Below are 20,031 nucleotides of genomic sequence, written 5' to 3'. Positions count from 1 at the left end.
GTTCTATTTTAAACTGTAAACTCATTTAAAATAGAGTAAATACTAAAGAAATGGTTTATAGGTAAATAATTATTTTAGAACTTGACAATAAAAATAATATTGTTACTTTTTTTCTCATTATAAAAAACTGACACTTATATTTTTAAATCTACCTTATAACTAATAAGGTTTCAGAATTAAAAATGGCATTCTAATCTATTTATTGTTCTGATACAAATCGCTACTCAATCCTCCTTTTAAACCCATAACCTTATTTTTAAATCCTTCATTTAAAAGTTTATTTACAGCTAATTTACTTCGCAATCCAGATTTACAAAACACCAAAAGGCTTTTATTATCTGGTATTTCATGAAGTCTTTGCGACAATTCATCTAATGGAATATGAATACTACTAATATGAAATTCATTTCGTTCTATTTGATTTCTGACATCAAGCACATTAAAATTTGAGGATTGCTCTATATATTCTTGATAACTTATTTCTTGGATAGCATTGGGAATGCCACAAAAAGCTTGATAATTTTCTTCTAAAGCGTTTATAACCATTGATGGATTCTTCTCAAAAGAAAAAACTTGCTGCTTCATGGAAAGCGCATTAAACGTTAATAGTTTACCGGACAAAACCATACCAAGACCCAAAACAATTTTTAACACTTCGTTTGCCTGTAAACTTCCTATTATTCCTGGTAAAATCCCCAATACGCCAATATCTGTACAATTTGGGACCTCATTTGGTTTTGGAGAAACTGGAAATAAGCATCTGTATGTTGGTCCATTTTTAAAGTTTAAAACAGATACTTGTCCCTCAAATTTTAATATAGATCCAAAAACGATGGGTTTATTAGTTATAACCGCCGCATCGTTTATTAAGTATCTAGTAGGGAAATTATCGGTGCCATCTACAATAATATCATAGTTTTCAAATAATTTGATGGCGTTGTCTATAGAAAGTTTTTTAGAATAAGACGTGAAGTTTATAAATGGATTTAAAAGCCTCAATCTTTTAACGGCACATTCAGCTTTACTCAAACCGATATCGGCTATTGTAAATAGTATTTGGCGTTGTAAATTAGATTGCTCAACGACATCATGATCAATAACACCAATTGTACCAATGCCTGCCGCTGTTAAATATTGCAAAACAGGACAACCTAAACCGCCTGCTCCAATAACCAGAACCTTGGATTGCTTTAATTTTAATTGACCTACCTCACCTATTTCATATAGCAATAAATGTCGGCTATATTGTGTTTTTTCTTCTGATGATAAAGACATACTTAAATGGTTTCAGAATAATTTTTTTCCCAATCTTTCCAAACTACTTGATAACCTTGCCTTTCAATCATATTTTTAATTTCGTTGGTAGAGCGCTTATCTGATATTTCAAACTGCTCCAGAGAATCCGCTTCCACAGAATAACCACCAGGATTCGTTTTAGATTCAGCACTCATAGAGGTAATACCCAATTTAATGATGTTATTTCTAAACACTTCACTTTCACGAGTAGACATGGACAATTCTACATCTTGATCTAGCATGCGATAAGCACAAATTAATTGAACCAAATCCGCATCTGTCATTTCAACTTTTGGTTGCACATCGCCTTCGTGAGGCCTTAGCCTTGGAAACGAAATAGAATAGGTTGTTTTCCAATACGTTTTCTGTAAATATTTTAAGTGTAAAGCCGTATAAAAGCTATCCACACGCCAATCCTCTAAACCAAATAACGCCCCAATACCAATTTTATGAATACCAGCTTTTCCTAATCTATCTGGGGTATCTAAACGGTAATCAAAATTAGATTTCCGACCTTTTGGGTGATGTACTTTATAAGTATTCTTGTGATATGTTTCCTGATACACTAAAACAGCGTATAATCCGGCGGCTATTAAGGTTTCATATTCATCTTGATCCATTGGTTGCACCTCGATAGATATATTAGAAAAGTGGTTTCTAATTAAATCTATGGCGTGTTTAATATACGACACGCCTACTTTTTGATTGGCTTCACCAGTAACTAAAAGAATATGATTGTATCCTAGTTTTTTAATATGATTAACCTCATCAATAATTTCTTTATCCGATAATGTTTTTCTTTTTATTTTATTGATCATGCTAAAACCACAATAGGTACAAATGTTTTGACATTCGTTGGATAAATACATGGGTATAAACATTTGCATAGTGTTGCCAAAACGTTTTTTTGTAAGCTGATGACTGCGTTGCGCCATTTCTTCTAAAAAAGGTTTTGCAGCAGGAGAGATTAGCTTTTTAAAATCCTGAAGATCAATTTTATCCTTTAATAGAACGTCTCTAACATCATTTTCTGTAATACTGTAAATTTCGTTCTCTAAAATGTCCCAATCGTATTTTTCAAACGTATTTTTGAATGTTGTCATGGTTTTATTTATTCATTTAATATTATTATAAATTTAAAAAAGAAGTCAACGGGCTACTCGCTTCCGCCTGTTTTTTAGCAGGCGCTAGTTTTGCTTTATAGGCCATTCGGCCCGCTTGAACAGCTTTTTTGAAAGCAATTCCCATTTGAATAGGGTTTTGAGAAACGGCAATAGCCGTATTCACCAAAACAGCATCAGCACCTAACTCCATAGCATAAGCCGCGTGAGATGGTGCGCCAATTCCAGCATCAACAATAACAGGCACATTACTTTGCTCGATAATTATTTCTAAAAAATCCATGGTTTTTAACCCCTTATTACTTCCAATTGGCGCGCCTAATGGCATAACACACTGTGCTCCTACTTGTTCTAATCGTTTGCACAATACAGGATCGGCATGAATATAGGGCATAACAATAAAGCCTAGTTTTACTAATTCTTCCGCAGCCTTTAAGGTTTCTATAGGATCTGGCAACAAGTATTTAGGATCGGGATGAATCTCTAATTTAATCCAATTTGTTTCTAATGCTTCTCTTGCTAATTGTGCTGCAAACACGGCTTCTTTAGCTGTTCTAACGCCCGATGTATTGGGTAATAAATTGATGTGATTTGCTTTTAAGTGTAGCAACATATCATCCGATTCATCAGCTATATCAACCCGTTTTAACGCTACAGTTACCAATTCGCTTTTAGATGCTATAATAGCATCTCTCATTACTTGTGAATTACTAAACTTTCCAGTTCCAGTAAATAATCTAGAACTAAAAGTTTTGTCTGCTATTTTAAGTATATCTGTCATTTTATATTTTTATAATTCGGATTCTAAATCTCTTTTCCCAGCGCTCCTTCAACTTCAAGCAAGTTGTTAAACGTACTTATCGCCTTAAAATTTCTGGTTACTTCTCCCGATACTGCTATGCCATAAACACCTGTTTTTAATAATTTGGGTACCTCATTTAGTGTAATCCCACCTATAGCAATAATTGGTGTTTTTGTATTTAATTCACCTATAATTGTTAGATAACCACTGTATCCAAGTACTGGACTTAAATTGGTTTTGGTATTTGTAAATTGATAAGGCCCTAATCCAATATAATCCACCTTTTCATTGATTAAAATGCTACAATCCTCTATGGTATTGGCAGTACCGCCAATAATTTGCCAACTAAATAAAGTTGCCTTTGCGGTAGCTATTTCTGCGTCTTCTTTGCCTAGATGAACGCCATCCGCTTTTACCTGTTTGGCTATTTTATAATAATCATTAATTATTAAGCGCGTTTGATAATGATTCGTGATTTCCCTCGCTTCCTCTGCTGCTTTTAATACGTCTTTAGGACTTGCATTTTTTATACGTAACTGTATCAAATTAGCACCAGATTCACATGCTGCTTGAGCATTTTCAAGATGTTCTTTAATTGTTGTTCCTTGTGATATATAATGTAATTTTGGAATCATTTTATTTTACCGATTGCTGTATTCTATTATAATTATGATTTCCTAATAAGCTTAAGTTGCTATTTAAAAAATGCTCTGTATAATTTTTTGCGTTTATACACGCTTCTTCTAACTCTAGATTTAAAGCAATATTTGCAGCTAAAGCAGACGATAAAACACAGCCGCTGCCATGCTTTTCTGAAATTTCAATTACGCCAGGTGGTAGGTTTACCATGACTATTTGACTGTGGTATAATTCGTCCCAACCTTTTTTATCTGTTCGGTGTCCACCTTTTAGATAAATGTTTGTTTTACCACTTATATGCGCTATAGTTTCTTCAATATTTAGAGCCGGATATAAACGCTGAATTTCCTCGTAATTAGGTGTCAGAATATATATTTTATCCATCAAACTATCCAATACATTTAAGTCCATTTCACTATGAAAAACAAAACCGCTACTGGCACTTAAAACCGGATCTACAATTATTTTAATAGAGGCATTTAATTCATGTAACTTTTCAACAATAGTTGCTAAAACGGTCCAATTTTCAATAACACCTATTTTTACAACATGAATTTCAAACCGCTCAAATAAGGTTTCTATTTGTTTGATAATAATTGCCGTATCTACCCAATGAGATTCTTTAAAATCAATATCATTTTGAATAGTTATAGCAGTACAAACGGACAGACCGTAAAAACCATGCGCTTCAAATGTTTTAATATCCGCAGTTAATCCAGCACCGCTGGAAGGATCTAAACCCGCTATTGATAATAGGTAGTTATGATTGCTCATTTACATGTTGTTTGCTGCGATACCAAATAAAATTTAAGGTTACGCACTGTTAATTAAAGTGATTACGCATTGTTTTGAAATCTTCGACTGGATTTTCACTATTCCAAATACCTCCTAAAACACCAACGCCTTTAAATCCTAATTTGATAATTGTATCCAAGTTATTAGTTGTTACACCACCCATGCCAATGATTAGTTTATCTACATGATTTACATCAAATCCACGTCCTGCGTATCCTTCTTTTGATATAGATGTAAATACGGGACTTAATAAATGATAGTCGAATTCAAAATAGCAATCTTCTATAGTTTCTACTTCATGGAAAGATGAGCTTATAGTTTTCCCATACATATTAAGTCCTTTAAAATACCGTCCTGGATTATCAATATGATCTATTCTTTTTTGCTCTTGAAAATGAATGCCTTTTAAATTATATTCATTAATAAGTTCATGAAAATTATGGGTTACAACTCTATTGTGATATTTAGTATCTATTTGATTTAAATAATCAGCATGTTGTTGGTAGTTTTTATCTGGTTTTCGAATATGATAATACTGCAATCCTTCATGAAATAACTGATTAAGTATGTCTATTTCGTTTGGAACATCTTTTTCTGGTGCTATTAAAACGATCATATTTAATTATTTTAATTGAATTTTAACATTCGTTAAATTTAGTCCAAAAGTTATTGAGCTTATATTTTTATGAGTTAGGGATTGCAGCGACATCCTTTTGCTTTTTCGGCAAAAGATATAGCGGAAAGCCCGCCCACGCTTTGCTGAAAAAAGCGTGGGAACTCCCTAATAATTTTACAAATATATTTCAGATCCTTTTTCCTTAAATTCTTTAGATTTCTCTTCGAACCCTTTGGAAATAATTTCGTTGTTTACAATGCTATTTTTGGCAGCGAAGTCCCGAACTTCTTGAGAAATTTTCATGGAACAAAATTTTGGTCCGCACATAGAACAGAAATGCGCCACTTTTGCGCCATCTGCCGGCAAGGTTTCGTCATGATACTCTAAAGCGCGCTCGGGATCTAAACCTAAATTAAATTGATCTTCCCAACGGAACTCAAAACGTGCCATACTTAAGGCATTATCTCGATGTTGAGAGCCTGGATGTCCTTTAGCTAAATCGGCTGCATGAGCTGCTATTTTATAAGTCATAACGCCCACACGAACATCCTCTTTATTAGGCAAACCTAAATGCTCTTTTGGCGTTACGTAACACAACATGGCACAACCAAACCAACCAATCATAGCCGCTCCAATTCCGGATGTAATATGATCGTAACCTGGGGCAATATCTGTGGTTAGAGGCCCTAATGTGTAAAATGGGGCTTCGTCGCAAACATCAATTTGCTTTTCCATATTTTCTTTAATCATGTGCATGGGCACGTGACCTGGTCCTTCTATAAAGCATTGAACTTCGTGCTTTCTGGCAATTTTAGTTAATTCCCCCAAGGTTTCTAATTCCGCAAATTGTGCTTCATCATTAGCATCGGCAATGGAACCTGGGCGTAAACCGTCTCCTAGTGAGAAAGCCACATCGTACTGTTTTAATATTTCGCAAATATCTTCGAAATGCGTGTACAAAAAACTTTCTTTATGATGTGCTAAACACCATTTTGCCATTATTGAGCCGCCACGAGACACTATTCCAGTGACTCTATTAGCCGTCATGGGCACGTAACGCAATAATACACCCGCGTGGATTGTAAAATAATCTACACCCTGTTCTGCTTGCTCAATTAATGTATCACGAAAAATTTCCCAAGTTAAATCTTCGGCAACGCCGTTTACTTTTTCTAAAGCTTGGTAAATAGGTACGGTACCAATTGGCACTGGGGCGTTACGAATAATCCACTCGCGTGTTTCATGAATATTTTCACCGGTGGATAAATCCATTATATTATCGGCTCCCCAACGACAAGCCCATACCGCTTTTTCTACTTCTTCTTCAATAGATGATGTTACCGCAGAGTTACCAATATTGGCGTTAATTTTCACCAAAAAATTACGACCTAAAATCATAGGTTCGGCCTCTGGATGGTTTATATTAGATGGTATTACGGCGCGACCTCTAGCAACTTCTGAACGTACAAATTCCGGCGTAATCTTATCTGGAATAGAAGCGCCAAAGTGTTCACCTTTATGTTGTTTTCTAATCTCCGTCATTTCATCAATTCGCTGATTTTCACGAATGGCAATGTATTCCATTTCTGGTGTAATAATTCCTTTTTTTGCGTAGTGTAACTGTGTTACGTTTTCTCCTTTTTTAGCTTTCAATGGTTTTCTTAATAAAGAAAAACGCATATGGTCTAAACTTTTATCGTTTAAACGCTCGTTGCAATAATTAGAAGAAAAACCATCCAATTGTTCTACGTTGTTTCTATCTAAAATCCATTGTTCCCGAATTCTTTCGATGCCGTTATGAATGTTAATTTCTTTACTGGGATCTGTATAAGGTCCAGATGTATCATAAACAGTAACGGGCTCATTAGGCGTTTTCTTTTTCGTCATTGAATCCGTTGTGTCGCTTAAAGAAATTTCGCGCATAGCCACTTTAATTTGTGGATATATTTTACCTGACACGTAAATTTTTTTCGAATTAGGAAAAGGCTTTCTTGTTATCTTTCCTTCTTTTGGCGCGGTATCTTGTTTTTTCATTTTTGGAATAATTTTAATTTAATTTCGATTATTTAATGACGTTATTAACCACCTTGAGTGGCTTGAATTATCAAAATATGATCGTTTTCCGTAAATGTTTTAGACATCCATAATTCTCTAGAAATTATGTTTTCATTAATGGCCACAGCAATGCCATGTGTTGGAAATTTTAAACGTTCAAGTAATTGTAGAATATTTAAATCGTTGTTGATTTCTAAAGTGTTGTCATTAACCCGTATTGTCATCATTGTACAGTATATTTTGAATATTCTGTAAATAATAAGGGTTTCGAGAAGTTATATTTTTGAAAATAGCACCCATTAAAAAAAATGAGTACAATAATGAAAAGGTATGTAAACACATATTGCAATGTGTTTTTCAACTTTTCCCTTCGCTGGTACTAACCAAATCAGGTTCAAAGAGTCTTTCTCAGTTCTAAATATTTAGAACACCCCTAAAGTTTACGTGATAAATGTATTAAACATAAATGATACAATCAAATCAAATAGCAGTTTTCATTTTAAAAAAGAAAAAAATCAGGTATATATAATGCCTTAATCCCCAGGAGCCACCTCTATACGCATCTAATAATTAAAACAATACACTCTTTTAATTAAATAATATAAAAATAATTTGCTAAAAGTTTTCTGTAGCAAAAAATTGACTTTTTTATCACTATTTAAATATAAAAAGCCCCTTCCCGAATATATTCAGAAAGGGACCTAAAATTATCTTTTACTTGTTATTTTAGAAAGCGCCAATAAAGTGACTTCCTCGTACGTTTTTTAATTTAGCACCTTTAGTTACTTCACCTGTTTCAGTTTCAATAACGTAAATATTACCATCTTGTCCTACCGGAGCTTGGGTTACGTATATCTCCGTTCCATCCACAACAAAACCTTGGTATTGGAATAAGTAGAAATCTGGATTATATGGAATATCATCAATTTTTTGAGCTGTTTTTGCATTTAAGTCTACCAATGCGAAAAAGCCTTGTGAACCTGCCACACCTTCAGCAGAACCAGCATGACGGTAAGCTAATACTGCCTTTCCGTTTCCTGCAGGTCTCCATGCTAAAATATAAGCATCTTGAACACCTAAAGCATCACTTAAATTAAATATATAGGAATCGTCATATTCGTTATCTGCACCAATTTTTAAAATATGTGAGCCATTTGGATCACTTTGATTCGCTTGGTAAACACTTCCATTATATTCAAAAGCATTTATACTGCGGTATCCATTTGTATTTCCTTTACCTACTGCAGACGTAATTACAGTTGGATTTGTTAACGACGGATAATCTAATACAATGGTTTTAGAACCTAAAACTTCGTAATCGCTATCACTTTCTGTAGTTGCAGGATTAACCTTACTTAAACGACCACCAATATATAGTTTATTACCTGCGGCATTTAAAACAGGCATATCAATTCGGGAAAAATAATAACCAGCAGCTTCTTCAGCAGGCGTTAAAGGAATATTGTGTTCTTGAAAATTATTTATGGATGAGTTTACCAAATCTAAAGTAACCACACCTATTTTAGCATTTGTACGGACATATGTGCCGTTGGCATCAACTTCATTTTCTGTAGACACGTATACTGCAGCGCCTGTTTGGTCGCCATCAAATAACTTAATCCATCTTGGTGCGGTTCCAACATATTGAGCTATACTAATCTCTGAACCTGTTGGCAAAAAGTTTTGCCCCCCTTTTACAGTATATTTTGAATAGTTACCACCAGTATCTCCAGCGTAGCTAATGTTAAATATTGTATTACCATCTTCAGAAGCTTGCAATCTAGCCGTTCTGTTAGATGGCACGATAAACCCATTATCAAAAGGATTAACAGTTCTGGTTGGGTCTTTGGCTTCTTCGCTATTAATTGCATAAAGTAATGTACCTCCATTACCGTCTCCTGGGTTATCCCCCATTTTGGCAGCGGCTACTGTTATCCATCTAGAACCTTCAATTGGATCTGGGTTTGGAGTTTTAATAACATCATCGCTACTGCAAGACGTCATTAGTCCAATGGATAATACAGCTAATATTAATATTTTGAAATTTAAAAAGTTACGTTTCATTTTTATTTTTATTTAATTGTTAAAATTTATTGATTTTATAATTTAGTTTTAAGTAAAAAGCGCGTCCCGGTTTTTGTACAGATAAATTATCATAAAGTGGTTTATCGAATAAATTTTTAATATCGAAACTAACAACAAACCTGTTTTTGGGTAAGGCGTAGCTAATTCCGACATCTTGAGATATTTGTTGGGGAACTTTAAAAAAATCATCGCCTACAGTATTTGCTCCTTGAATATTTAAGTATGAAAACTTATCTGTAAAGTACATGGAGTAAAATAGATTTAATCGTGTGTTTTTTTGAATAACATCATTAAATGAATATCGCAAACCACCATTCATAGTAAAAAAAGGCGTGTTTGGAACATCTATTTCCACGCCGCCGTTTTCAATTTTTAAATTGAAACGCGAAACATTAAAGTTAAACCCAAAGTTATTATTGTACGTGTAATTTAACTGCGCATCTATTCCTTTAGATGTTCCGCTTCCTTGATTAACATATAATATTAAGTCTTTATCAACGTTTAATGAAGTTTCAATTGGCAAACCAATTCTGTCTTCAATATTTCGTGCAAATAGGTTGGTTGATATAGTAAATTGATGTTTTTTAATATTAAACGATCCAAATGTAAATCCTAAATTGTAATTGTTACTTAATTCCGGGTTTATAGTTGGGTTTGCTACTACATTATCGCCATCGTTACCAAACACTTCAGTTTCATTTGGTAAACGAATGGCTTTTTCGGCAGATGTTAAAACCGCTATGTTTGGAAAAACAGCATAGGAAGCCGCAAAACCATAGCCTTCAAATTTTTTGTAACTTTTTACAATTTCGTCTACTATTATGTTTTGCCCATTAGAGTCTTTCATAATTGCAGGATCACTACTAACTGTTTTTTGTTGATAATGCTTACCAAATAAACTCACTTTTAGCCTCTCCTCTATAGCTGTTAACTCATAGCTTAAAGAATAAATATTTTTATGTAAATCTCTAGAGCCTTTGAAGGTGTTTTCTAAAACGGACTTTAAAGCATCTGAATCTTCTCTATCAATTCCGCTGTAAACGTGATTCACTAAAAGCTTATGATGATCGTTTACTACATAGGATAAACCCGATCTAATAGAAGCCACCTTTCTTTTAATTTTAGCTAAAGTAGGACCACCTTCTTGTTGTGAGCCCCAGGTGTATTCATATTCATCGCCTCTAAAATCTATTGCTCTATCGCCACTCCAGCTATAAGCAGCAGCAACCGTATCATTTACTGCACGATTTCTCTTTCCGTATAAACCGTGAATATTTAAATTTAAGCCTTCAGTAAAAAGGTCTTTCTTTTTATAGGTTAGGTTTGCCAGCAAAGCAACCGACTCTAAAAACCGTCCTTTATACGGCATAATAGTCATAAAAGCACCGTGTTGCACCTCTTTATAAGCATCAGAACCTGTTACACCAACAAAAAACTGATCGGCCCATTTTACATTGGTATAACCAATTTGTAACATGCCACCAGTAGATCTATACGCATCATTAAACCTTCTAGCCGTAATGGGCGTTTGCACACCTCCTAAACCAGCCACTAAAATGCTTCTGCCTGAAACTTTATAATCATTATCCGAATAATTATGAAAAAGAGAAGCTTTTACCGTAAACCCAGATTGTTTAAAACGATACATAGTATTTGCGCTAGCCTGAAACGTATTAAAAGACCCGTAGGAAACTGATGCGTTAAGGCTGTTCTTTATATCATCATTTAAAACAATATTAATAGCCCCGCCTAAAGCATCGTCTGCCAAATGACCAGGAACGACACCTTTATACACTTCAATATTTTTAATCATAGAAGCTGGAATACTGTTTAGACTAAATGAAGAGCCGTATGTAGAAATAGGAATTCCATCAATAAAAATTCGTACCGCGTTGCCAGATAATCCATTTAAACTGTAACTTACATCAGATCCTAATCCGCCATTTTGGCGAATTTTTACACCAGCAGTGGTATTTAATAATTCGTTTGTTTGAATATTACGCAGACTTGCTTCCTTTGTTTTTATAACATTTACTGCAAAACCTTTTTCTTCTGTTTTTCGTTTTTCAGTTTTAGCTTGAACTATAACCTGTTGTAAATTTTCAACTTGTTCTACTAAAGTGAAGTTTAACGTTAGGTTTTTATTGATTTGGTCATCAGAAAAACTTATTTCTTTAGATTGCGGCACAAACCCCATATAAGACGTTTCAATTATATGATTTCCTTGTGGAATTCTATCAAGAGTAAACGCACCGTTTTCATCGGTAATTGTTGCACGTAAATTAGTTTTTACAATTACAGTTGCTCCAAATAACGGTTGACCAGAAGTATCGAAAATTTTCCCAGAAATGGTATTTTGCTTATCTTGTGAATATGTAGTTAACGCGATAGCAAAAAGCAAAAAAAACAGTTTTATATTCACTTATTTATAATTAGTCTTGTTAAAAATAACTTTACATTTGCAAAGCTCTACTATTAAGATTGATTCTTAATAACGCAAAGAGAAGTTATTATAACGTAAAAGGGATAAATGGAAATTCGATTTAAAAGTTCTGAATGCAATGGAAGAGAATTAGTGAAAAGCTTTAATAAAGACTTTGAAACGTCTTTTTTATCAGAGAAGGAATATTCAGATTTTAAACATTCAGGCTCGGGAATAGTTAAAGAAATACACTTAAACAACGCATTTGTACTTTTCCAAGATCAGAATATTCAAAATTCAGAAAATCACACCATACAAGTTGTTCAAAATCATCCGGTTTTTCTGCTTCAAATAGTGATTGATGGCGATGTCACTTTTTCTTTTAACGAGAATATATGTTCGGAATTTAATTTAAACAAAAACATGTATAACTTATTTTATATTCCACCTTCAAAAAACGTATACAAATACCTTAATCACAAAAAGCGTATTTTAAATATTTATTTTACCGCGCCTTTTTTAGAGTGTAAAATGGGTACCTGTTTCTTAAAAAATTCAAAAAAATATCAACAAGCAAAGAAAGAGAATGAGCTTTGCTGTTTTTTTAATAAAGGCTTGGTATTAAACAGACAATTGAGGAATATTGTAAATGATTTTCTTACGTGTTCGTATGGCGGAGTAATAAAGCAATCATATTTAGAATCTAAATTAACAGAGTTGTTATTAATAGCTTTGGCATCAAACGATTCAGATTCCATAATTAATAAATTAAGAAAAGAGGATAGAGAGAGTTTAGTACGAATAGAAAGTTATATTAGAAGTCATTTAGAAACAGAATTAAGCATAAAAAACCTATCTGAATTAGCTGGTTTTAATACATCAAAATTTAAGACTGTTTTTAAACAGGTTTATGGAATACCGGTATTTCAATACATAACTTCTTTAAGGATTGAAAAAGCAATGCAGTTGATTTCAAAACACGATTATACAATTGCTCAAGCTTCATACGAAGTAGGCTATAAAAACCCCCAACATTTCACGGTTGCTTTTAAAAAGAAATTGGGGTATTTGCCTAGCCAGTTAATCAATAATGGGCAGTAGCGAGCGTAAATAATCAAAACATACACCTCAATCAGGTGTTTTAAAATTTGGTGTGAGCAAAACAAGCGTTTTTTACGTTTATGTTTGCCTGTCCGACGACGGCTATCTTTAAACATTCAAAATAGTAACAGGATTAGCTTCTCTTTTCCTGTGTGGGGATTGTTGCTCAATCAAGCCTAACTTGCTTTCGCAGTTGATAGCTTTCTTTATGGCAACACTTTCGCTCGTCTGATGACGGCAAATAGCAAAGTTTAAAAACATTAATTAAGTTAGCTTACCCTTACAAGATTAGCTTCGCTGATCTTATATGGGGTTGTTGCTCAATCAAGCCTAAACTGCTTTCGCAGTTCACGGCTTTTTTTATGGCAACGCTTTCGCTCGTCTGATGAAGGCAAATAGCAAAGTTTAAAAACATTAAATAAGTTAGCTTACCCATACAGGATTAGCTGCGCTGATCCTGTATGAGGGTTGTTGCTCAATCAAGTCTAAACTGCTTTCGCAGTTCACGGCTTTTTTATGGCAACACTTTCGCTCGTCTGATGACGGCGACGTGTTGCCATAAAAAAAGCCTAAAATCTTAAAGATTTTAGGCTTAATTGGTCGGGGTGGCAGGATTCGAACCTGCGACCTCCGCGTCCCAAACGCGGCGCGATAACCGGGCTACGCTACACCCCGAAGTGGTTATCTTTTTCGATTAACAGATATACATCCAAAACCGAGTGCAAATATATAGCTTTTCTTTAACTCCATACCATAAATATTCTTTAAATTTATAGATCTTATACAAGAACCATGAAATCAAGATCTTACCTTCTATTTTTTATTACACTTAATGCAATTTTGGCTTGTGCTCAAGATAAAAACCCTTTAAATACAAATCATTCACACGAAGTTATTGTCCCCGATCTAAATATTCCTTGGGGCTTTGTGTTTCTGCCTGATAATTCTATGCTAATTACCGAAAAAGCGGGTGAGCTCATTCATTTTAAAAATGGAAAGAAAATAAGCATTTCAGGTCTCCCAAAAATTCTTGTTTACGGACAAGGTGGCTTAATGGATATTGCGCTTCACCCCGATTATAAAAATAATGGTTGGATTTATTTTTCTTACGCTTCGGCTGAAGGCATAGGAAATGGAGGTCACACCGCAATTGCTAGAGGAAAACTAAATAAAAACCAATTAACAGATTTGCAAGTTCTATATAAAGCATCGCCAAATACAGAAGCCGGACAGCATTTTGGCTCCCGTATTGTTTTGGGCGCGAATAACTACTTATACTTCTCCATTGGTGATCGTGGTCAACGGGATATTAATCCACAAGATTTAAGCCGAGACGGTGGAAAAATTTATCGTTTGCACCACGACGGCTCTATTCCTAAAGATAATCCGTTTGTAGACATATCAAATGCTAAAAAAGCCACTTACTCCTACGGACATCGCAACACACAAGGCATGACTATTCACCCTAAAACTTTCGCTATTTGGAGTCATGAGCACGGCCCTAAAGGTGGTGATGAAATTAATATCATTAAAGCAGGCGAAAATTACGGCTGGCCAGAGGTTACCTACGGCAAAAACTACTCCGGAACAGAAATTACGAATCAAACCTTACTACCAGGAATAACCGAACCGATTCATTATTGGGATCCTTCAATTGCTCCCAGTGGTATGGCTTTTATTACGAGTAATGTGTATCCTGAATGGACAGGTAATTTACTCATAGGTTCTCTAAAATTTCAGTATCTTGATAATTGCTATTTAAAGGATAATAAAGTGATTAAAGAAGAGCGCTTATTAGATGGTTTAGGTCGCATTCGGTCCGTAGTTCAAGGCCCAGACGGCTATATTTATGTCGGCATTGAAAACTTGGGAATTGTGAAAATCATACAGAAAGATAAATAAATTAATGCAGATGGGATAACTTTAAATAATTCAACCGAAAATTCCATCGTAAATAACTAAATTTGTACCCGTAACTAAAAAAAAATTCATGCTTATTATTGGAATTGCTGGTGGTACTGGCTGTGGTAAAACAACCGTTGTAAATCAGATTCTTGAGCAACTCCCAGAAGGAGAAGTTGGTGTTATCTCGCAAGATTCGTATTATATGGATACAACGCATTTGTCCTTACACGAACGTGTGAAAATAAATTTTGACCACCCGCGATCAATTGATTTTAAATTATTAGAATCGCATTTAAAGGAATTGAAAGCGGGAAATGACATTCATCAGCCGGTCTATTCCTTTATAAAACACAACCGAACAGGTGATACTATTTTAACGCATCCCAGAAAAGTTATGATTGTTGAAGGTATTTTAATCTTAACCAATCCGGAGTTACGAGAAATGTTTGATATTAAAATATTTGTTCACGCAGATAGTGACGAGCGTTTAATTCGCCGTTTAAAACGTGATATTTCGGAACGCGGACGTGATTTAGATGAAGTTTTAAGTCGCTACCAAAACACCTTAAAACCAATGCATCAACAATTTATTGAACCGATGAAAGAATACGCAGATATAATCATCCCAAATAACAAATACAATACGGTAGCTGTGGATATTGTTAAGTCTATTATCAATCAACGTTTAGTATAATGCCAAAAATTAATCACAAATACTTAAAACCATTCAAAAATATTTTTATTTTAATATTTGTGGTATTTGCTGTTTGGATGTTGTTTTTTGATGCAAACTCCTATTTAATTCATCGTGAACTAAATACCGAGGTTGACGACCTTGAAATGGAAAAAGAGTACTATCGAAACGAGATTGAAAAAGACCAAAAAGCAATCAAAGAATTGAGTAGCGATTTAGGCGTTGAAAAATTAGCGCGTGAAAAATACTATATGAAAAAAGAGAATGAAGAAATCTTTATAATAGAATATGAAGATAGTATTCCAAAAGAAAATAAAAATGACTAAACCTTTATTTAGTATGTTTCCAGAAGTTTCTGCTAAAGAATGGAAGCAAAAAATACAAGCCGATTTAAAAGGTGCCGATTATAATGAAACACTTATTTGGAAATCCAATGAGGGTATCAACGTAAAACCTTTTTATCATCAAGATACTTTAGAAAACGTTACAACAAAAGCGATTCCAAATACCGATTGGAATATTTGCGAAACTATTTTTGCGCAACATACAGATGTGGCAAATGGTATTGCTGTAAATGCACTAAAAAATGGTGCTGAAAGTATCAAGTTCATTATTCCTAATGAAACGGTTTCTGTTGAAAAGCTATTAAAAAATATCGATTTAAATAAAACAACTGTTTTTTTAGAACTGCAATTTCTATCCGAAGCTTTTATTAAAAACATCCAGGACATAGTTGCTGATAAAAATCTAATCATTCAAAATGATATAATTGGCAATTTAGCGCGTTCAGGAAATTGGTTTTCTAACTTAAAAGCTGATCACGATACTTTTACTGCTATTGCAAAACACACCAACACATTAACTGTCGACACTGTTTTGTATCAAAATGCTGGCGCTAATATGGTGCAGCAGCTAGCGTATGGATTAGCACATATTAATGAGTATTTCAATCATTTAAACGACCTACTTTCACCTTCAGAAAAACAAAGTTTTAAACCAGTTTTCGAAATAGCTGTTGGTTCTAATTACTTTTTTGAAATTGCAAAAATTCGCGCACTGCGCGTTTTGTATCAAGCACTAGCAACCGATTATGGCTTTCATGCAGAATGTCACATTTATGCCATTCCAACTAAGCGAAACAAAACTATTTACGATTACAATACTAACCTTCTCCGCACTACAACGGAATGTATGAGTGCTATTTTAGGTGGCGCCAATACAATTTACAACATGCCTTATGATGCTATTTATCATAAAAACAATGAGTTTGGCGATCGTATTGCTCGAAATCAATTACTTATTCTAAAAAACGAAAGTTATTTTAATCGGGTTAAAAACCCTTCAGAAGGCTCCTATTATATTGAAACCTTAACAGATCAATTAGCCCAAAAGGGATTGGATCTATTTAAAGATATTGAAGCAAATGGTGGTTTTTTAAAACAGCTAAAAGAAGGTATTATTCAGCGTAAAATAAAAGAAAGCGCTGCAAAAGAACAAGAGCAATTTGATGCTGGAAAGATAATTTTATTAGGGACTAACATGCATCCTAATACTACCGATAGAATGGCTAATGATTTGGAACTATTTCCTTTTGTAAAAACCAATGCCAGAAAAACGCTTCTGGAACCGATTATTGAAAGACGATTAGCCGAAAAAATAGAACAAGATCGCCTAAAAACAGAATAAAATCACGATTTTATAAAATCAGTAGTTAAAGACTAACATATAATTCTACCAAGTTTATATCTGAGATCTTCAACTAACAAAATTATTTATTATGAGTCGGAAAGACATTCAACATATTCAATTAACTTCAGCAGAGCCACAAACTGATAACAACCCAGTTGACACATTTCATTCTGCTGAAGATATTTCTATTAAATCCGTTTATACCAAAGCAGATATAGCTAATTTAGAACACCTAAATTTTGTGGCTGGTATTACACCAAACTTGCGTGGTCCATATAGTACAATGTATGTTAGAAGACCTTGGACTATCAGACAATATGCTGGTTTTTCAACAGCTGAAGATAGTAATGCCTTTTACAAACGAAATCTAGCTGCTGGACAAAAAGGTTTATCGGTTGCTTTCGATTTAGCAACGCATCGTGGTTATGATTCCGACCATGAACGTGTAGTTGGTGATGTTGGAAAAGCTGGTGTAGCAATTGACTCTGTAGAGGATATGAAAATTCTTTTCGATGAAATTCCTCTCGATAAAATGAGTGTTTCCATGACTATGAATGGTGCCGTTTTACCAATTATGGCGTTTTACATTGTTGCTGCAGAAGAACAAGGTGTAAAACCTGAATTACTAGCAGGAACCATTCAGAATGATATTTTAAAGGAATTTATGGTTCGGAATACCTATATATATCCGCCAACACCTTCCATGAAAATAATTTCGGATATTTTTGAATATAGTAGTAAAAACATGCCGAAATTCAACAGCATTAGTATTTCGGGATATCATATGCAAGAAGCTGGTGCAACTTGCGATATTGAACTAGCTTACACGTTAGCTGATGGATTAGAATACGTGAAAAAAGGATTAGAAGCAGGAATGGATATTGATACGTTTGCACCGCGCTTATCATTTTTCTGGGCTATTGGTCTGAATCATTTTATGGAAATCGCCAAGATGCGAGCGGCGCGAATGCTTTGGGCTAAAATGATAAAACCTTTTAATCCTAAAAATGAAAAATCATTAGCATTACGAACACATTGTCAAACATCCGGCTGGAGTTTAACCGAACAGGATCCGTTTAATAATGTGGCACGAACTTGTATTGAAGCCTCTGCGGCTGCATTTGGAGGCACACAAAGCTTGCATACCAATGCACTGGATGAAGCAATTGCCCTACCAACCGATTTTTCAGCGCGAATTGCTAGAAACACCCAAATTTATTTACAAGAAGAAACACAAATAACTAAAACAGTCGATCCTTGGGCTGGCAGTTATTATGTTGAAAAATTAACGCACGATATTGCTGAAAAAGCTTGGGAACTCATTCAAGAAGTTGACGAATTAGGCGGGATGACTAAAGCTATTGAAGCAGGAATTCCTAAACTACGTATTGAAGAAGCATCCGCTAGAAAACAAGCGCGTATTGATTCTGGTCAGGATATTATTGTCGGTGTTAATAAATATAGACTAGCAGAAGAAGCGCCTATTACCACTCTAGAAGTTGATAATCAAACCGTAAGAACATCGCAAATAGCGCGTTTAGATCGGATTAAAGCTGAAAGAAATTCAGAAAAGGTAGCTAAAGCATTAGCGAATTTAACAGCTGCTGCGGAATCAAATAAAGAAAATTTATTAACTTTAGCTGTCGAAGCTGCTCGCGAACGTGCTACACTGGGTGAAATTAGCGATGCACTAGAAGTTACCTTCGGCCGTTATAAAGCACAAATTAAATCCTTTTCAGGCGTGTATAGTAAAGAAATAAAAGACGATAAGTCGTTTAGTAAGGCACAGGCTTTAGCCGATAAATTTGCCGAACAAGACGGCAGAAGACCTCGTATTATGATTGCTAAAATGGGCCAAGATGGTCATGATCGTGGTGCTAAAGTAGTTGCTACAGGTTACGCCGATGTTGGTTTTGATGTGGATATAGGACCACTTTTCCAAACACCGCAAGAAGCCGCCAAACAAGCCGTTGAGAACGATGTCCATATTTTAGGTGTTTCTTCTTTAGCTGCAGGACATAAAACATTAGTTCCTCAAGTTATTGAAGCGTTAAAAGCATATGGCCGTGAGGATATTATGGTTATTGTGGGAGGCGTTATTCCTAAACAAGATTATCAATACCTATTTGATGCTGGCGCTGTAGCTGTTTTTGGACCTGGAACCAAAATTAGTGAGGCTGCTATTAGCATTTTAGAAATATTAATAGATTAAAATGACTATTAAACAAAGACTTACCTCCTATTTAAAATAAAATTATCGTTAATAGTTTTTAATGCGGATAAATTTGTCTGAATTAAAAATATACTTTATATTTGTACCATAAAACAAAACTATGTTTTCTAAAGCTTGTGAATACGGCATAAAAGCCTCTATATTTATCGCCCTAAATTCCTATCATGGAAAACGGGTGAGCTTAAAAGCGATAGCAAAAGAAGTGGCATCACCAGAAGCATTTACGGCAAAAATTTTGCAAGATTTAGTGCGGCATGATATTATTAACTCTGTTAAAGGCGCACATGGTGGTTTTGAAATAGAAAAAAATGATATTTCAAGTATTAAATTAGAACATATTGTTCGTGCCATCGATGGCGACAAAATTTACAGCGGCTGTGGATTAGGGCTACAAACCTGTGATGAAAACCACCCCTGCCCCGTCCATGATAAATTTGTTGACATACGAAATGGATTAAAGCAAATGCTTGAAACAACCAATCTTGAAGAGTTAGCTTTAGACATTAAATCTGGCATATCTTTCCTGAAAACTTAAAAAAGAAATTATTAAAACGATAAAAAAAATTTAATTATAAATA

Annotated in this window: 17 protein-coding genes, 1 tRNA gene and 1 riboswitch; of the genes, 7 read left to right on the top strand and 11 right to left on the bottom strand. The window is 34.4% G+C overall.

From position 1 onward, the window contains the following. Window positions 1-195: 195 nt before the first annotated feature. From BZARG_RS03670 to BZARG_RS03625, 10 genes are all read right to left on the bottom strand, one after another. Window positions 196-1,275: a HesA/MoeB/ThiF family protein gene (locus BZARG_RS03670; protein WP_008635548.1), complete on the bottom strand. Its 1,080-nt coding sequence runs from the start codon at window positions 1,273-1,275 to the stop codon at window positions 196-198. 2 nt (window positions 1,276-1,277) lie between these two features. Next, a complete protein-coding gene (gene thiH / locus BZARG_RS03665; RefSeq protein WP_008635457.1) occupies window positions 1,278-2,399 on the bottom strand; it encodes a 2-iminoacetate synthase ThiH in 1,122 nt (373 codons plus the stop codon). Between the two features lie 25 nt (window positions 2,400-2,424). Further along, window positions 2,425-3,198: a thiazole synthase gene (locus BZARG_RS03660; protein ID WP_008635336.1), complete on the bottom strand. Its 774-nt coding sequence runs from the start codon at window positions 3,196-3,198 to the stop codon at window positions 2,425-2,427. 23 nt (window positions 3,199-3,221) lie between these two features. Beyond that, window positions 3,222-3,854 carry a thiamine phosphate synthase gene (gene thiE / locus BZARG_RS03655; protein WP_008635371.1) on the bottom strand — a complete coding sequence of 211 codons (633 nt, stop codon included), beginning with the start codon at window positions 3,852-3,854 and terminating at the stop codon, window positions 3,222-3,224. A gap of 1 nt (window position 3,855) precedes the next feature. Continuing rightward, a complete protein-coding gene (locus BZARG_RS03650) occupies window positions 3,856-4,632 on the bottom strand; it encodes a hydroxymethylpyrimidine/phosphomethylpyrimidine kinase (RefSeq protein ID WP_008635546.1) in 777 nt (258 codons plus the stop codon). A gap of 49 nt (window positions 4,633-4,681) precedes the next feature. Next, complete coding sequence (locus BZARG_RS03645) at window positions 4,682-5,269, bottom strand: thiamine phosphate synthase (RefSeq protein ID WP_008635359.1); 588 nt, start codon at window positions 5,267-5,269, stop codon at window positions 4,682-4,684. Window positions 5,270-5,443: 174 nt separating this feature from the next. Further along, a complete protein-coding gene (gene thiC, locus BZARG_RS03640) occupies window positions 5,444-7,303 on the bottom strand; it encodes a phosphomethylpyrimidine synthase ThiC (protein ID WP_008635724.1) in 1,860 nt (619 codons plus the stop codon). 44 nt (window positions 7,304-7,347) lie between these two features. Next, window positions 7,348-7,551, bottom strand: coding sequence for a sulfur carrier protein ThiS (thiS, locus tag BZARG_RS03635; protein WP_008635425.1), 204 nt, complete (start codon window positions 7,549-7,551; stop codon window positions 7,348-7,350). A gap of 121 nt (window positions 7,552-7,672) precedes the next feature. Continuing rightward, window positions 7,673-7,769, bottom strand: a riboswitch (TPP riboswitch). A gap of 281 nt (window positions 7,770-8,050) precedes the next feature. After that, a complete protein-coding gene (locus BZARG_RS03630) occupies window positions 8,051-9,388 on the bottom strand; it encodes a hypothetical protein (RefSeq protein ID WP_008635453.1) in 1,338 nt (445 codons plus the stop codon). A gap of 19 nt (window positions 9,389-9,407) precedes the next feature. Then, window positions 9,408-11,810, bottom strand: a complete 2,403-nt coding sequence (locus BZARG_RS03625; protein ID WP_008635688.1) for a TonB-dependent receptor — start codon at window positions 11,808-11,810, stop codon at window positions 9,408-9,410. Between the two features lie 129 nt (window positions 11,811-11,939). Between BZARG_RS03625 and BZARG_RS03620 the strand changes: the two genes are divergently transcribed. Continuing rightward, on the top strand, window positions 11,940-12,932 hold the full coding sequence (locus BZARG_RS03620; RefSeq protein ID WP_008635325.1) for a helix-turn-helix domain-containing protein: 993 nt from the start codon (window positions 11,940-11,942) through the stop codon (window positions 12,930-12,932). A 597-nt stretch (window positions 12,933-13,529) separates the two neighbouring features. Here the strand turns inward: BZARG_RS03620 and BZARG_RS03615 are convergent. Next, window positions 13,530-13,607: transfer RNA gene (locus tag BZARG_RS03615), tRNA-Pro, on the bottom strand. Window positions 13,608-13,724: 117 nt separating this feature from the next. Here BZARG_RS03615 and BZARG_RS03610 point away from each other — a divergent pair. The 6 genes from BZARG_RS03610 to BZARG_RS03585 all read left to right on the top strand — a co-directional run bounded on the left by BZARG_RS03610 (window position 13,725) and on the right by BZARG_RS03585 (window position 19,988). Beyond that, the gene (locus BZARG_RS03610; protein WP_008635716.1) at window positions 13,725-14,834 is read left to right on the top strand and encodes a PQQ-dependent sugar dehydrogenase; all 1,110 of its coding nucleotides are present in this window, start codon (window positions 13,725-13,727) and stop codon (window positions 14,832-14,834) included. Window positions 14,835-14,922: 88 nt separating this feature from the next. Next, a complete protein-coding gene (gene udk / locus BZARG_RS03605) occupies window positions 14,923-15,531 on the top strand; it encodes a uridine kinase (protein WP_008635423.1) in 609 nt (202 codons plus the stop codon). After that, window positions 15,531-15,857: an FtsB family cell division protein gene (locus BZARG_RS03600; RefSeq protein ID WP_008635368.1), complete on the top strand. Its 327-nt coding sequence runs from the start codon at window positions 15,531-15,533 to the stop codon at window positions 15,855-15,857. Before udk ends, BZARG_RS03600 begins: the two co-directional genes overlap by 1 nt. Further along, window positions 15,850-17,217 (top strand): methylmalonyl-CoA mutase subunit beta, encoded by a 1,368-nt coding sequence (locus BZARG_RS03595; protein ID WP_040287995.1) that lies wholly within the window; start codon window positions 15,850-15,852, stop codon window positions 17,215-17,217. The genes BZARG_RS03600 and BZARG_RS03595 overlap by 8 nt, the downstream gene beginning before the upstream one ends. A 91-nt stretch (window positions 17,218-17,308) precedes the next feature. Beyond that, window positions 17,309-19,432 carry a methylmalonyl-CoA mutase gene (gene scpA / locus BZARG_RS03590; RefSeq protein ID WP_008635735.1) on the top strand — a complete coding sequence of 708 codons (2,124 nt, stop codon included), beginning with the start codon at window positions 17,309-17,311 and terminating at the stop codon, window positions 19,430-19,432. 121 nt (window positions 19,433-19,553) lie between these two features. After that, the gene (locus tag BZARG_RS03585) at window positions 19,554-19,988 is read left to right on the top strand and encodes an RrF2 family transcriptional regulator (RefSeq protein ID WP_008635428.1); all 435 of its coding nucleotides are present in this window, start codon (window positions 19,554-19,556) and stop codon (window positions 19,986-19,988) included. The last annotated feature ends 43 nt before the right edge of the window (window positions 19,989-20,031 follow it).

Origin of the sequence: Bizionia argentinensis JUB59 (genome assembly GCF_000224335.1) — a bacterium.
Classification (GTDB): domain Bacteria; phylum Bacteroidota; class Bacteroidia; order Flavobacteriales; family Flavobacteriaceae; genus Algorimicrobium; species Algorimicrobium argentinense.
Note: the sequence above shows the minus strand (reverse complement) of the source record. Positions and strands in the feature narration are given on the sequence as shown.

What these genes read in the sequence shown, in the direction of transcription:
- BZARG_RS03585 (WP_008635428.1), top strand. Translation starts at nt 19,554, where the DNA reads ATGTTTTCTAAAGCTTGTGAATACGGCATAAAAGCCTCTATATTTATC.
- BZARG_RS03630 (WP_008635453.1), bottom strand. Translation starts at nt 9,388, where the DNA reads ATGAAACGTAACTTTTTAAATTTCAAAATATTAATATTAGCTGTATTA.
- BZARG_RS03620 (WP_008635325.1), top strand. Translation starts at nt 11,940, where the DNA reads ATGGAAATTCGATTTAAAAGTTCTGAATGCAATGGAAGAGAATTAGTG.
- thiC (WP_008635724.1), bottom strand. Translation starts at nt 7,303, where the DNA reads ATGAAAAAACAAGATACCGCGCCAAAAGAAGGAAAGATAACAAGAAAG.
- BZARG_RS03645 (WP_008635359.1), bottom strand. Translation starts at nt 5,269, where the DNA reads ATGATCGTTTTAATAGCACCAGAAAAAGATGTTCCAAACGAAATAGAC.
- BZARG_RS03610 (WP_008635716.1), top strand. Translation starts at nt 13,725, where the DNA reads ATGAAATCAAGATCTTACCTTCTATTTTTTATTACACTTAATGCAATT.
- BZARG_RS03650 (WP_008635546.1), bottom strand. Translation starts at nt 4,632, where the DNA reads ATGAGCAATCATAACTACCTATTATCAATAGCGGGTTTAGATCCTTCC.
- BZARG_RS03600 (WP_008635368.1), top strand. Translation starts at nt 15,531, where the DNA reads ATGCCAAAAATTAATCACAAATACTTAAAACCATTCAAAAATATTTTT.
- BZARG_RS03670 (WP_008635548.1), bottom strand. Translation starts at nt 1,275, where the DNA reads ATGTCTTTATCATCAGAAGAAAAAACACAATATAGCCGACATTTATTG.
- udk (WP_008635423.1), top strand. Translation starts at nt 14,923, where the DNA reads ATGCTTATTATTGGAATTGCTGGTGGTACTGGCTGTGGTAAAACAACC.
- thiH (WP_008635457.1), bottom strand. Translation starts at nt 2,399, where the DNA reads ATGACAACATTCAAAAATACGTTTGAAAAATACGATTGGGACATTTTA.
- thiS (WP_008635425.1), bottom strand. Translation starts at nt 7,551, where the DNA reads ATGATGACAATACGGGTTAATGACAACACTTTAGAAATCAACAACGAT.
- BZARG_RS03595 (WP_040287995.1), top strand. Translation starts at nt 15,850, where the DNA reads ATGACTAAACCTTTATTTAGTATGTTTCCAGAAGTTTCTGCTAAAGAA.
- BZARG_RS03660 (WP_008635336.1), bottom strand. Translation starts at nt 3,198, where the DNA reads ATGACAGATATACTTAAAATAGCAGACAAAACTTTTAGTTCTAGATTA.
- scpA (WP_008635735.1), top strand. Translation starts at nt 17,309, where the DNA reads ATGAGTCGGAAAGACATTCAACATATTCAATTAACTTCAGCAGAGCCA.
- thiE (WP_008635371.1), bottom strand. Translation starts at nt 3,854, where the DNA reads ATGATTCCAAAATTACATTATATATCACAAGGAACAACAATTAAAGAA.